At 49.8% G+C, this 243-nt stretch carries 1 protein-coding gene; it reads right to left on the bottom strand.

Going from position 1 to position 243, the window contains the following annotated elements; translation table 11 throughout:
* Positions 1-243 (bottom strand): type II secretion system F family protein (locus HBA93_RS22955; RefSeq protein WP_221724768.1); only part of this gene is annotated, 243 nt, incomplete at both ends.

Here is a 243-nt window from a genome sequence, read left to right as displayed (position 1 = left end):
GAGATGACCAGCAAAACATTGCCGGGAAATGTCGTGAATAACAGACCGATATATCCCGGATTCATAAAAGAAATCACTGTGGCTACGAAGAATGGGAGGGAGCCGATAATTGCAGCAGATGCTTTCGCTTCCTGAGACATGGCTTGCACCTTGGCAGCCATTTTCTTGCGGTCGCGTAAAACCCGCGACAGGTTGCCGAGAGCCTCAGAAAGATTGCCACCGGCCTGTGATTGAATTTGGATC

It is taken from the genome of Ochrobactrum sp. SFR4 (genome assembly GCF_019730395.1).
Classification (GTDB): domain Bacteria; phylum Pseudomonadota; class Alphaproteobacteria; order Rhizobiales; family Rhizobiaceae; genus Pseudochrobactrum.
The sequence above is the reverse complement of the archived record's forward strand: the minus strand, read 5'-3'. Positions and strand labels throughout refer to the sequence as shown.